12 protein-coding genes and 1 tRNA gene are annotated in these 13,798 nt (G+C 33.9%); 9 read left to right on the top strand and 4 right to left on the bottom strand.

What is annotated here, in order from left to right; all coding sequences use genetic code 11:
• Position 1: 1 nt before the first annotated feature.
• From D0T53_RS04990 to D0T53_RS04960, 7 genes are all read left to right on the top strand, one after another.
• Positions 2 to 889 carry a beta-1,6-N-acetylglucosaminyltransferase gene (locus D0T53_RS04990; protein ID WP_163265698.1) on the top strand — a complete coding sequence of 296 codons (888 nt, stop codon included), beginning with the start codon at positions 2 to 4 and terminating at the stop codon, positions 887 to 889.
• A 70-nt stretch (positions 890 to 959) separates the two neighbouring features.
• Entirely contained in the window at positions 960 to 2,717 is a 1,758-nt protein-coding gene (locus D0T53_RS04985) for a DNA polymerase III subunit gamma/tau (protein ID WP_163265696.1), read from the top strand.
• A 99-nt stretch (positions 2,718 to 2,816) separates the two neighbouring features.
• A tRNA-Val gene (locus tag D0T53_RS04980) sits at positions 2,817 to 2,891 on the top strand.
• Positions 2,892 to 2,990: 99 nt separating this feature from the next.
• Entirely contained in the window at positions 2,991 to 4,202 is a 1,212-nt protein-coding gene (locus D0T53_RS04975; protein ID WP_163265694.1) for a site-specific integrase, read from the top strand.
• Between the two features lie 126 nt (positions 4,203 to 4,328).
• On the top strand, positions 4,329 to 4,757 hold the full coding sequence (locus tag D0T53_RS04970; RefSeq protein ID WP_163265692.1) for a hypothetical protein: 429 nt from the start codon (positions 4,329 to 4,331) through the stop codon (positions 4,755 to 4,757).
• A 16-nt stretch (positions 4,758 to 4,773) separates the two neighbouring features.
• The gene (locus tag D0T53_RS04965) at positions 4,774 to 5,517 is read left to right on the top strand and encodes a Shedu anti-phage system protein SduA domain-containing protein (RefSeq protein ID WP_163265690.1); all 744 of its coding nucleotides are present in this window, start codon (positions 4,774 to 4,776) and stop codon (positions 5,515 to 5,517) included.
• 102 nt (positions 5,518 to 5,619) lie between these two features.
• On the top strand, positions 5,620 to 7,461 hold the full coding sequence (locus D0T53_RS04960; protein ID WP_163265688.1) for an ATP-binding protein: 1,842 nt from the start codon (positions 5,620 to 5,622) through the stop codon (positions 7,459 to 7,461).
• A 261-nt stretch (positions 7,462 to 7,722) separates the two neighbouring features.
• Here the strand turns inward: D0T53_RS04960 and istB are convergent, their stop codons facing one another.
• A complete protein-coding gene (istB, locus tag D0T53_RS04955; protein ID WP_163265686.1) occupies positions 7,723 to 8,490 on the bottom strand; it encodes an IS21-like element helper ATPase IstB in 768 nt (255 codons plus the stop codon).
• Positions 8,491 to 8,538: 48 nt separating this feature from the next.
• A complete protein-coding gene (gene istA, locus D0T53_RS04950) occupies positions 8,539 to 10,140 on the bottom strand; it encodes an IS21 family transposase (RefSeq protein ID WP_163265684.1) in 1,602 nt (533 codons plus the stop codon).
• Positions 10,141 to 10,323: 183 nt separating this feature from the next.
• On the opposite strand from istA, the gene D0T53_RS04945 reads away from it, so the two are divergent.
• Entirely contained in the window at positions 10,324 to 11,007 is a 684-nt protein-coding gene (locus D0T53_RS04945; RefSeq protein WP_163265682.1) for a hypothetical protein, read from the top strand.
• Between the two features lie 89 nt (positions 11,008 to 11,096).
• Here D0T53_RS04945 and D0T53_RS04940 read toward each other — a convergent pair whose 3' ends face one another.
• On the bottom strand, positions 11,097 to 12,023 hold the full coding sequence (locus D0T53_RS04940; RefSeq protein ID WP_163265680.1) for a site-specific integrase: 927 nt from the start codon (positions 12,021 to 12,023) through the stop codon (positions 11,097 to 11,099).
• An 81-nt stretch (positions 12,024 to 12,104) separates the two neighbouring features.
• Between D0T53_RS04940 and D0T53_RS04935 the strand changes: the two genes are divergently transcribed.
• The gene (locus tag D0T53_RS04935; protein WP_163265678.1) at positions 12,105 to 13,349 is read left to right on the top strand and encodes a restriction endonuclease subunit S; all 1,245 of its coding nucleotides are present in this window, start codon (positions 12,105 to 12,107) and stop codon (positions 13,347 to 13,349) included.
• Here the strand turns inward: D0T53_RS04935 and D0T53_RS04930 are convergent.
• Positions 13,342 to 13,797 carry a restriction endonuclease subunit S gene (locus D0T53_RS04930; protein ID WP_370457788.1) on the bottom strand — a complete coding sequence of 152 codons (456 nt, stop codon included), beginning with the start codon at positions 13,795 to 13,797 and terminating at the stop codon, positions 13,342 to 13,344. The genes D0T53_RS04935 and D0T53_RS04930 overlap by 8 nt on opposite strands.
• Between the last annotated feature and the right edge of the window lies 1 nt (position 13,798).

The following is a 13,798-nucleotide window of genomic DNA, read 5'->3' as shown; positions in this document are numbered from 1 at the left end:
TATGCAACATGCCATAATCATAACAGCTTATAAGAATATTGAACATTTAATAAAGATAGCCACCTTCTTCAACTACGACAATTTTAAGATATACATACATATAGATCGGAAAAGCAAAGTGTCTGCCTCCGACACCGAAAAGCTTTCTCAAATAAAAAGCATCGAACTGATTTCTCAAAAGTACAAGATAAATTGGGGAGGCATAAACCATTTAAAAGCAATATTACATCTATCGGAAGAGGCTTTAAAAGACTCTTCGAACGAGTATATTCATCTAATTACGGGACACGATTACCCTATAAAAAGCTGTAAAAACATAGATTCTTTTATCTATAATAATAAAGGCAAAGAGTTTATGGAAGTTCAAAAATTGCCTTACGAACGATGGCCACATGGAGGATTAGACAGAATTGAACAATATAATTTCTACGACTATCTAAATGGACGAAGCGGATTTGGCAGAGTATTTATTGCCCTGACAAAAAAACTGCAAACTTTAATCAAATTTAAAAGGAAATTACCAAAATGGTTTCCTCCTTTATATGGAGGATCGACCTATTGGACGCTTAGCAGCGAGTGTGTAAAATATGTTTTACAACACACAAACTCAAATCCGGCATATTTAGCACGCTTCAAGTATTCTTTTTGTTCCGAAGAAATATTTTTTCAGACATTAATTATGGATTCTCCTTTTAAGCACAATGTAGTTAACAACAATCTTCGTTTTATTTTTTGGAAAGAGCGAAATGGAAATTTTCCGGCAAATTTAGACGATTCCGACTTTGAATCGCTTATAAATTCAGATGCTTTATTCGCCCGAAAGTTTGAATACCCTGTATCTCAAAGCCTTTTAAACGAAGTAGACAACTACTTAAAAGGCAAACAATAGTTAACAATCGCAGGGATTATAATTCTCTAACTTTTTGTATATTTGTAATCCTATATATTTTGGATACCCTATGGATAATTATATTGTTTCGGCACGAAAATACCGACCAAGCACTTTTCGCTCAGTTGTCGGGCAACGCTCGCTCACAACAACTCTTAAAAATGCAATAGCATCGAATAAGCTGGCTCATGCTTATTTATTTTGTGGGCCAAGAGGAGTTGGAAAAACCACATGTGCCCGGATATTCGCTAAAACAATAAATTGTCTGGAGCCAACACCCGAAAAAGAGGCTTGCAATAAATGCGAATCGTGTCAGGCATTTAACGAACAACGCTCGTTGAATATTCACGAACTTGATGCCGCATCCAATAATTCGGTCGATGATATTCGCTCATTAATAGATCAGGTGCGTATTCCGCCCCAAATAGGCAAATACAAAGTGTATATTATCGACGAGGTGCACATGCTGTCGTCGGCTGCATTCAATGCTTTCCTCAAAACATTAGAAGAGCCGCCTCACCACGCCATCTTCATTTTGGCCACAACCGAAAAACATAAAATATTACCTACTATATTATCGCGATGCCAGATATACGATTTTAGCAGAATAAGCATTACCGACATAGTAGAACATTTACATTATGTAGCCGAAAACGAAGGTGTAACTACCGACCCCGAAGCCTTAAATATCCTTGCGCAAAAAGCAGATGGAGGCATGCGGGATGCATTATCAATATTCGATCAGGTAGTAAGCTTTACCGGTGGCAATATCACATATAAATCTGTTATCGAGAATCTTAATGTTCTGGATTATGAATATTATTTCAAATTAACAGAAAGCATTTTAGCCCAAAATGTTACAGACTCGCTGTTAACTCTCAACGATATTTTAAACCGAGGATTTGATGGACACAACGTTATAACAGGTATTGCATCTCATTTCAGGGATTTACTTTTATGTAAAGACGCCAAAACAGCTGAATTATTCGAAGTCGGAGCATCGATTCGATCACGCTACACCGAAATTGCACAAAAATGTAGCAACCATTTTTTGTACAAAGCAATAGAAATAGTAAACGATTGTGATCTTAATTACAGATTAAGCCGAAACAAACGACTATTATCAGATCTTACATTAATAAAACTTTGTCAATTATCAGATCAACCGACACAAAGCGGTGAAGAAAAAAAAAACTCAGTAATTAATCCAATTCACACACAACAGTCGTCCACGCCTGTTTCTCAACCCATAGCATCCAATCAAACCAAACCCATAACAAATATATCTCCCAAACCCGAACCCCAGGTTACTAAAACTCCGGAAATAAAGTCGCCACCGATATCCTCTCAAAAGGTACAGACAAAAATGCCCGGCAGCTTAGGAATATCGATATCGGCTATTACTGAAGAAAAGAAAGAGGAGGTTTCTTCGACTGAAAACGACCAATCCGTAATATTGGAAGAATCTTTTACACCGTTGGAACTTATCAATGAATGGAAATCATATACTGAATCGGATGCCATAGGAGACGATCATCACTTAAAAAACACAATGATAAATTGTTTACCCAGCCTCTTAAATCGAGATCTTTTCGAAGTTGTAGTAAACAATCAGCTACAAGAACAAAAGTTAAATGATTCGGCATTCACAATACTAACATTCCTTAGAAACAGATTAAAAAATTCGCATATTCGTATGGAAGTACGAATCTCTGTTGACAATGAAAAGAAATTAGCATTTACGGCTAAAGAAAAATTTGACTTGATGGCCGAACAGAACCAAAATCTTCTGCGATTAAAGGACGAATTTGGCTTGGAAGAAAATTAATGCTCTATTTTTTTCAAAAAAAAAGACACATTTTATTTTGGATATAAAAAAAAAGCAATATCTTTGCATCGCATTTGAGAAATAATGCAACCCATAAAGGGGCGTTTAGCTCAGTTGGTTCAGAGCATCTGCCTTACAAGCAGAGGGTCGGCGGTTCGAATCCGTCAACGCCCACTTGAAAATCAAAGACTTACAGTAAATTGTAAGTCTTTTTTTGTGTTTATAATAATGGTTTTTTGATAAAAGTTAAACCAAGAATTAAACCGTAAAATCATGGTTAATATCTTGTGTTACAAATCGAAAACATTAGCAAATGGAGAACATCCGTTAGTAATTCGCATCTGTAAAGATGGAAAGAAGAAATATAAAAGTTTAGGAATATCCGTAAATCCTAAATTCTGGGACTTCGAAAAGGAACGCCCCAAAGCAAACTGCCCAAATAGAGAATTAATTTTGAAAATCATTTTAGAGAAAGAAAATGAGTATCAAAAACAGATTCTTGAATTTAAGTCCGAAGATAAAGACTTTACAGCATCCACACTATTAGACGCAAAGACGAATAAAATTATCTACAAAACCGTTTCTGAATTTTATATTGAATATATTGATTATCTAAAGTCAATAGGTAAAATTGGAACGGCTAAAAACTATCGAGATTCTTTCAACTCCTTAAAACGTTTTACCAACAACAAATTAGACATTTATTTCAATGAAATAACTTTGCAATGGTTGAATAAATATGAAAAATGGCTTAGAGACAGTCAATGCAAAGAAACTTCAATAAGTGTATTTTTCAGAACGTTACGAAGTGTATTTAATAAAGCAATCGCCAATAAGAACGCTAAAGCAGAATCCTACCCTTTTAAAGAATTTAAAATATCTAAGTTTGATACAACAACGGAAAAACGTGCTATTCCTAAAGAATCCAATAAGCAAATAATGAATGTTGACCTTGATTCTAATAATAAATATATGCAACTAAGTAAAGATTTGTATGTATTTAGTTATCTGTGTGGTGGAATCAATTTTACCGATATTGCAAATTTGCAACACAGTAATATATCAGAGGGCAAATTATCTTATATTAGGCAAAAAACAGGAAAGAAAATCACAATTCCAATCGGCACAGAAGCTATACAAATAGTAAATAGCTATTTGAAAGAGGGTGTTTGTTCTGACGATTATATTTTTCCTATTCTTGATAAAACTATACATATAACAGAGCTACAAAAATATAATCGTAAGCATAAGGTTTTGGAACATATAAATAAGTGTTTGAAAATCATATCAGCCAAAGCAGGAATAAATGCGAATCTTACTACCTATGTTGCAAGACACTCGTTTGCTAGTGTCTTAAAATGTTCTGGTGTTAATATTGCATTGATTAGTGAAACATTAGGACATTCCGATTTAAAGACAACACAGATTTATTTAGATAGCTTTGAAAATAGTCAGATTGATGAAGCTATGAAGAATTTGTTATAGAGATGATGAATATGGAGGAGGATATTTTTGAGAAAAGTATATTTTACATACTTCGCTAAATTTTATTCTCTTCTATTTTCTAGCTTAAAAGAATTAACAGTTATCTTTGAGTAAAATGAAATTGCAATGAAAAAATATTCAGCAAATAAAGAATTAGAAGATATACTCTTAAAATTCGGATTTATTGAGACTACAGATAAACGAGATCAATTAAAAGGGAAAAAAGAATTTCGTTTAAGCAAATATGGTCAAAAAAGAATCTATTTTGATTATATAAACATAATAGTAATTCAAAAGTTTCATATGTATTCTCTTGGAACAAGTATAACTCTTGATAATATTGTCATTATTTTGTTATACTTTACTCTAAAATCAAATGATCAAAAAGAATTGTTCTATGATGGTAGTTTTACCTTGGACAATGCAGCTAATCACTTAAATTCAATCAAAAAAGAGTATGCAGATTTAGAGAAGTATAATTTACACAGACCAAGAAGAGAAAAGCTTAAGAGAATTATCGAGAAATCAGAAGAGCTTAGAAATAAAATATTATGACACTTAACTGTCTCCTATGAGTAACTTTTTAAACATTCAGAAAAGAAAAGATCAAGTGAAAAATGAATGGCTTGAGCTTTTAAACCATGATTACAATGAGTTAAAATATCATGAATACATTAAAGATAATGCAGGTTTTTTCTTTACAGATTTTGCATGTTATTTAACTATATCTAAACTCAAGCTTGGAAGTGAGTATGAAGTAGACTTCGTTAATATAAAAGACAGATGGAGCAATGGAATAGAATATGAGTTTATAGAAATAGAAAAGCCGTCTAGTCAATTATTCACAAGTGCAGGTGTTCCAGCAAAAGATTTTAATAATGCACTACAACAAATTAGAGATTGGAAAAGATACTTAATAGAAAACAAATCTTATTTTCGAAAATTTTTACCCTTTTATAATACTAGAGTCTTAAATGATAGTTGTTTGAAGTTTACTATAATTATTGGAAGAAGAAATGATTTAGCTATAAATGTGGAGAAAAGAAATCAAATAGCACAAGAAGCTAATATAGAAATAAGATCATTTGATTATCTAACCAACTTATTAGATAAAAATGAGAATAACATTTATCCTTGTCTAGATTCTGATTATGGAGATGAATACGAAAGGTCTCTAACAAGCCCATTATTCAAAGCTATTACCGATTCTGACTGGAAGAAGTTCTGTCAAAATAGAGTTATGATAACACATTTTTATAAAAATAATTTAGAAGAAATTATTAAATTGAAAAATAAATATTTACAAAATATTTAGCCTATAAGGCATATTAAATAATAAGAATAAAAAATATTTATAGTATTTGTTCATTGCAAATCTCTATCTTAGTGTCCCAATTTTTTATTTATTACTTGATATATGAAAGTTAAACTAGGTCAAGCCGTTAAAATGTTCTTTGGAAATTCATCTTTAGAAATGGTTTATTTTGAGGCTATAGCTAATTCGCTAGATGCCGAAGCTAGTGAAATAAATATTAATATTTCAATTGAAGCATTCAATAAACCAGAAACTTTTGAAATAAAAATTTCAGATAATGGTCTTGGATTTACAGATGATAGATATGGGAAATTTTCTAGACTTTTTGATGTAGAAGAAAGCTCTCATAAAGGGTTAGGAAGGCTTGTATATTTGTGTTATTTTGATACTGTCAATGTGTCAAGCATATATGCAGAGGGAAAGAAAAGAGATTTTTTATTTTCAGAGGGTTTTAAAGAAGAAAATTCAATTATAACAAATAGTGAAAGTTTAGAAACAGGCTCTACTTTTACTATGACTGGATACACTCTTCAAAAAATAGCTAAGAATAAATTTGTAAATCCCAAGTATCTTAAGAATAGAATTCTAGAAGAGTTTTATCCTAGGTTATTTAAACTTAAACAAGAAAAACAAGAAATAATAATAAATATTGAAACTAGAATAGATGAAACAATATACAAGGAGTCTCTTAATAATAATGAAATCCCTAATCTAGAGTTTGTTGAATTAGATGCCTCTATAAATCTGATAGATAAATTTCAACTTTATTTTTCTATAGAAAAAACAGATGATCTAAACAATAGTTCTTTTATTTCCGCAATTTCTGTTGACAACAGAACGTTTAATGTAGATATAATAGATAAAGAAAATACACCCGTTGGGTATAAAATGGTATTTCTTTTATTCTCTGATTTTTTTAGAGGAAAGGTTGACCTAGCTAGGCAAAACCTAACTATCACAACTCAAGAATTAGAGGCTATCCAACATCTTTTTAGAAAAAAGGTTGCATCATTAATTGAGGAAAGGGTTCCTGCTGTCAAAAAAAACAATCAACAGATAAGGAATAATTTGGTAAATACATATCCTCATTTATCTGGTTATTTTAAGGAAGAGAATATAGGATATTTAAGAAGAAACGATATTCTCAAAAATGCCCAAGATGAATTTTTTAAGGCTCAAAAAGAATTACTAGAAGCAAAAAGTCTTGATGATGAACAATTTAAAAAGTCATTAGATATTTCCGCAAGAGCATTAACTGAATATATATTATTTAGGCAACTGACTATCAATAGACTTAAAAATTCTAATTCAAATAATAGTGAAGCAGAATTACATAAGTTATTTGCTGATATGGGTAAAGATGGTAGATTCTTAAAAGAAGACACAATCAATGACTTATATAGGAATAACGCATGGTTGCTTGATGATAAATATATGACATATGAAATTACTCTTAGTGATAGAGAGATGACTGAGTTAGTATCATATATAACAGCTGAGGAAATAATTGAAAAAGACTCAGATAGACCTGATCTAGCATTTATTTTTTCTAATAGTCCTAATGAAAATAAGCCTTTTGATATTGTTATTGTAGAATTAAAGAAAAGAGGTGTGGGACAATATGAAAATCTAAAAGCAATTAATCAATTAGAAACAAGAGCTAGAAGTTTAATGAAATATTATAATAACCAGATACAAAGAATTTGGTATTATGGCATTATCGAATTTGATGACGCAACAGAATTGGCTCTATCTGGAGAATATACAGAGCTATATTCTACAGGAAAAATGTATTATAGAGAAAAAGAAGTTGCAATTTCGTTGAATCCTAAAAAAACACTACCTATAGGAATATTTATGTGGGACATTGATGCTGTTGTTAGTGATGCGAATGCTAGAAATCAAACTTTTTTGAATTTTATAAAATCCAAATTCATTTCATAAAACTTATTTATGGTGAATAATAAGGATATTATTAGTTCTATATACATCATTTTATCTAATAAAAAATCATTATCTATAACCCTTCTATTAATAGAGGGGTTTCTTTTTTTAGTCAATTTTCAAATCCAACAAAAACAAATCATTTCATACAACAAATCCCTTATTTCATACAAAGCAGTGTATAATATAATTGAAAAGTAGTCCACTTAGTAATTGAAAAGTATACCACTAAGTGTCTCGGCTGAGATTGGTTAAAGATATTTATTCTTCATTAGGTTGTAACATTTTTTTAGTTTCTTTAACTCTGTAAGATTGTCCATTCATGTTAATCAGATATGCTTTATGCGTGAGCCTGTCTACCATCGCCGCCACGAGAACCTTATCCTTTACTATCTCTCCCCACCTGTCAAAAGCAAGATTTGTAGTAATGATTGTAGACTTCTTTCCTGCCCTGAGAGACAGATGGTTAAATAGCAGTTCTCCTCCTTCCTTATCACAAGAGACATATCCAAACTCGTCACAGATGACCATGTCATACCTCTGGAAGCGCATTTCCAGCTGTCTCAGGCTCTTTTGAGATCGGCATTCCCTGATTTGTGTAAGCAGGCGTGGCACAGAGGTAAAGAAGACTGTATAGCCTTCCAGGCAAGCTTTAATACCGAGGCCTATGGACATATGCGTCTTGCCTGTTCCTGGATTACCACAAAATACGATATTACGTCCTTCTTTGATAAATTCCAGCGTTTCAAGCTCAGGGAGTGCTGTTTGTGCATCCTTGGGCAACTCTTCCCTTACCAGTTCCTGAAGGTACTTTAGTTCAGGGAAGCCTGCTATCCTGATACGTTGTTTGCGGCGTGCCTCGATACGCATGTCCATTTCCTTGGTTAACAGCTGGCATATGAAGGACCGGTAGGACCAGTTTTCATCGGTTGCCAAGGTAATAAAGTCGTCGAGTTCATCCCGCAGGACTGGTAGCTTAAGCTCTTTGGCATAATTAAATACCTTTTCTTTTTCATTCAGATTTTCCATTTGCATACTGTTGTTTATATTAAATACTTCTTGTCTCATAACTGATTATTAATTATTAGTGATAATTTTTATATTGTTTTCTGTATCCATTATGCGCGAGAGATCCATCAGTATCCTCATGGCTCCGTCTTCGATCAGGGCAGATCCGCTCTTGTGACTCTCATCCAGATAAATAGGTTCATCTGGCATACCTTGCGGTTCGTTATTGGTATACATCATGGCCTTGATCTGGTCTGCCGATATACTTCTCAGGCCCCGTGCCTTCAATGAAGTGTATGCTTCTATTATGTCGTTATCGCTAAAGTTGTTCTCTCTGGCATACTGTAAAAGGAAGACAAAATCCCGAGCCTTGTCCGTAAAATGCTTGTTGAACAAGGCCTGTATCGGCTGCGGCATCTGCTTTAATGCCAGGGAAGTGTTTAGTGCTCCAGGTTTACGCAACAAGGTGTTCAGGTAATGTTCCAGTTTGATGGACCAACCTTTCTGGCGGGAGTATATGCGTTCGTGTACGGCTACTTTATCATTACCAAAAAGGATAACAATCTTCTCGGAGTACATCTTAACAGTAACGATCTTGCCCACCAGTGTATCGGGAACCGAGTAGTGAGAACAGTTCATACAGATGGTGGACCACTTGTCCACCTTGTACTCAGCCATCTGGAAGCATCCCATCTCATTGGTATAGGGTCTTAATGCAGCCAGGTCTGCGGCCAGTTCCTCCACTTTATTGATTGTCGAAGGGCTGCCGCTGCGCGAGTTGATCTTCTCACATATGTTCAGTAAGTGGTTTTGGGCATCTGCCAGAGAGGTATAATGAAGATTGATACTGAAAGCTTTACGCCTGACATATTCGACAGAACGCTCTACATGCCCCTTTTCCCAACCGGCACGGGCATTACAGAAGCGGTAATGGTAGCGGTAGAAGTTACTCATGCGTAGCAGGGTATCGGTGGGTTTCTTTTCTTCTCCTGCAAATTTTTTGATAGCCACACGCATATTGTCATAGACCATAATCGAGGGAACACCTTTTATCTGGCGGAAAAAGTTACGGTGTGACTCCATAAAGGCTAACTGGTCCTGATGATGGAACAGCCAGGCATAACGCCCGTTACTATGGCTCAGGGTAAAGACGGCCATCTGGATACGATGAAGTTTGCCATTTAAGTAAAGCTTGACTTCACCCCAGTCAAACTCACAGGACTCTCCCGGTGGATAATAACCACGGATAAAGGCTTCCTGGGATTTATCCTCTTTCTTGATGGCAGCAACTGAGGCGATGTATTTACAAACTCCTGTATAGCTGACCTGAAAGCCTTTGTCTATTAACAGTTCGTAGATGTCTTTACCTCGCATACACTGCTTCTTAAGGCCCATGGCACGTTTACGGGCGTTCTTCTCTAAACAGTCGTCTATTAAATCTTTCAGGCTACCGACAATAACACGAGGGCCGCGCCGCGAACTGTTATAACGTGATTGGGTAGTTAATACCGATTCCAGAGAGGCTTCCGGATCAGGACAGTTTAAAGCTGCTTCATACTCACAAATGACTTTATGAACGGTCTTACGGCTGATATCCAACTCCCTGGCTATAGCCCGTTTACTGTACCCAACCGTACGGTACATGTGTATAATTGTTTGTTTTTCCACCATTGTTATCATTTTACCCTCTGTGTTGGTTAATACACAAAGGAATTTATAATGTTAATATTTGTTAGTAAAATACAGAGCTTTATTATATGCTCTCTTAGATTTTACTTAACTGGTGGTATACTTTTCAATTATTTTATACAATTTACTAGTTGAGGAAATTATCCGAATAATCAACCTATAAATATGGAAACGGAAAAGATAAAAGCAATACTACTCGCAACAGCTTGCTTTTTTATGGCATGCCTGAATCTTTGGAATATCTTCAAAGACTGGTTTGATAAGAAATATCAATCAAGAAAGAGAGATGCGGATGAAAATCAACAATCCTCAAAGCCAAACCAGATACCGGATATTATCGGAAAGTCAAAATTCAAACTATCCGATGAAAGAGAACCTAAACAAGAAGAGCCAATAAAACAGGATGACCTTTTGAAAAAGGAAATAGCAGAACTGAAAGAACTAGTGTTGCAACAATCTAAGATGATAGAAGAGAACAAACCGTTTATGTCTATCCCGTTGGAAGTAGAAGAACTTTCCGACATCGATCCGGACACTATAGATGAAGAAAGTATTCCTATTCTGACGGAAAAGGAACGCTCGCAATTCAGTACAGGAACAAGTATTGATGAATTTGAATTGGTGGTTAAAACGCTTCAAGGTAAACCGATTACAAAAGAAGAGGAAACACAGATTGGTTATATCATTCCAAAAATTGAGGGAACTGATATTTACAACCAATTCACCAAACAGATTCATGGTGCTGAGGAACGGGCAATGGCTATTTTGAATAGGATTGAAGATAATAGACAAGCTATACTAGGCAATGGAACCGACAATTTTGATTTCATGAAATTTATTAGGGAGTAAGGGAAATAAGATTATCTTTTAGCTTAAGTATTAGTTTGCTGACCTCAAGCCGTTTTGAAGAAATACTTCTAGTCTTGAGGTCAGTCAGTTTATCTTAATGCTTTAAACATTTGATCTATACATTTTTTCTTTTGCTCCATGTTTGGATGGACGTATAAGTTAAGAGTAGTACTAATATTGGAATGCCCTAAAATGACACTAACCGTTTTATAATCACATTTACTTTCAATGCACCTCGTGGCAAAGCTATGACGTAGTCCATGAAATTTCAGTTCTGGCATATCTAACTCTTTCATCAGTTTCTTGTAGTAGTTTCTATAGGTGCGGGGTTCTGTGGGCTTGAAATCATTGGTTAATAGATAAAATGAACTATTTACCACTTTCTTAATTGGCTTTAGCATTTTCAGTAAATCTCTACTCATCGGAATATCTCGGATAGAATTCTTTGTTTTGGGAGAGTCAAGGATAAGTTCAGTTCGTCTATCATTATCTTCTATAACATAAATCCGTTGGATTGTCTTTCTGATATTGATAATACCGGTTTCAGTATCTATATCATCCCATGTCAAAGCACAAATCTCTCCGATTCGAATACCGGCACTCAAGCAAATGTAAATTCCTAAGTTTTTGAATGTAAAATGTTCTTGAACATAATTCATGATTTTTTTCTGATTGTTTTTACTTAGAACCTCAATTTCAGACTTTTCTCTTTCTGTTGGAAATTGGATGTCGAATTGTTGATATTCAAGCAGTTTATTCTTCACCCCAAATTTCAATATCATTTTCAAGACAATCAAGATATCCTTGATAGTTTTCTGACTTAATCCCTCTTCCAACTTTTTGAACACAAATTCTTGAACGTCGGACTCTTGAACGCTAAATCGACTCCCAAAGCTTGGTAACAGGTGGTTTTCTATTAAAAGCATATACGCTGAATAACTTGATTTTTTCACATACTGCTTTTTGTCATTTTTCCACAGGTCGATTACCTTACTAACTTCTACTTTTCCTGTCATATTCTTCTGATTTTAATATTATTACTCAAAAGAATATACACAGAAAGACTTTAAGTACCAAATATCCTCAATGTTCCAAATTTGAGATTTCCGGAGTTTACAGGAGAGTGGAAAGAATATAAAGTCTCAGATATATTAGAATTCTTCCCAACTAATTCTTTGTCATGGGAACAGTTAGAATTTGAGACTGATAATATTCATAATCTCCACTATGGACTAATACATAAAGGGCTTCCAACTCAAATTGAATTAGATAAATGTACCTTACCAAATATTAAAGATGAATTTATTCCGAATAAATATACTATTTGTAAAGATGGAGATGTAGCCTTCGCTGATGCTTCTGAAGATACTAATGATGTTGCTAAAGCTATTGAGTTTTTAAATTGCAATAATAAGTGTATAGTATGTGGCTTGCATACTATTCATGGTAGAGATAAGAAACACTTAACTATAAAAGGGTTTAAAGGCTATGCTTTTTCTTCAATTCCTTTTCGTAATCAAGTAAGACGATTGGCACAAGGAACCAAAATTTATTCAATAAATTCTAAAAACTTTGATGAACTTTATATTGGCATCCCTTCTAAAGAAGAACAGGCAAAAATAGCTCACTTGCTACTCCTCATTGATGAGCGTATCGAGACTCAAAACAAAATAATTGAGAAACTAGAATCCTTAATTAAAGGGCTTGATAATCTTTTATTTTGTAATAGAAAAAGTAAACCCGCTTTGCGATTCCCGGAATATTTAGAAAGTTGGAGAAAAAGCACACTAAAAGAATTTACATCGCGAGTAACTCGCAAGAATAAAGATAATGAAACTCAACGAGCATTAACAATTGCTGCTCAATATGGTTTAGTAGATCAGATTTCTTTTTTCAACAAACAGGTTGCAAGCAACGATATGTCGAACTATTACCTTTTATATAATGGTGAATTTGCATATAATAAAAGTTATTCAAAGGATTATCCTTGGGGAGCTGTGAAGCGACTTGACTCACATGAAAAGGGGGCATTATCAACTTTATATATTTGTTTTAAACCACTGGATAATGTCAACTCTGATTATTTAGTACATTATTTTGAATCCAATAAATGGTATCAAGCTATTTCTGAAATAGCAGGAGAAGGTGCGCGGAACCATGGTCTTTTGAATATCTCTATTGATGCTTATTTCAACACAATGCATTATATCCCTTCATATGAGGAGCAAAACAGAATTGCTTCATTTCTTAATATATTATGTATGAGACTAGAAAATGAAAAAGCTACCCTTTGTGTCTTTGAGAAACAAAAGCTATATTTTCTGCGACAGATGTTTATATGAAAATTTTGTTCAAAATATATTTCTTCTGCAATTGATATGCTGAAAGTGCCTTGTTTTCGGTCTCTAATTTGCGATTAATTGTATCAAGAATAGAACAGATTCTTTCTTGTTCACACATATTAGGTAAATGAATTTGTATGTTTTCGATGGTTTCCTTTGATAGGCTTGGGACTCCAGAAGCTTCATTATACTGTAACCAATTTATTGAACTAAAGAGATAATAACAGAAACGAGGCAATAGTCCTTGAAAATTATATGTGTAAAACAAAGTATCAACTGTCCAAAATTTCCCATTTAGAAAAATAGGTCTATCAATCGTACCTTTTCTTCCAATACAAACACTTTCACCATCATATAGATAGTCATTGACAGATAGCATATATCCACCTGTGCCATAAACAGGAGTATTCCCGTTTTTCAGATGCTTGTAATCTTTACCACTTCCTATT

Source organism: Dysgonomonas sp. 216 (assembly GCF_010501065.1).
Classification (GTDB): domain Bacteria; phylum Bacteroidota; class Bacteroidia; order Bacteroidales; family Dysgonomonadaceae; genus QVMM01.
Note: the sequence above shows the minus strand (reverse complement) of the source record. Positions and strands in the feature narration are given on the sequence as shown.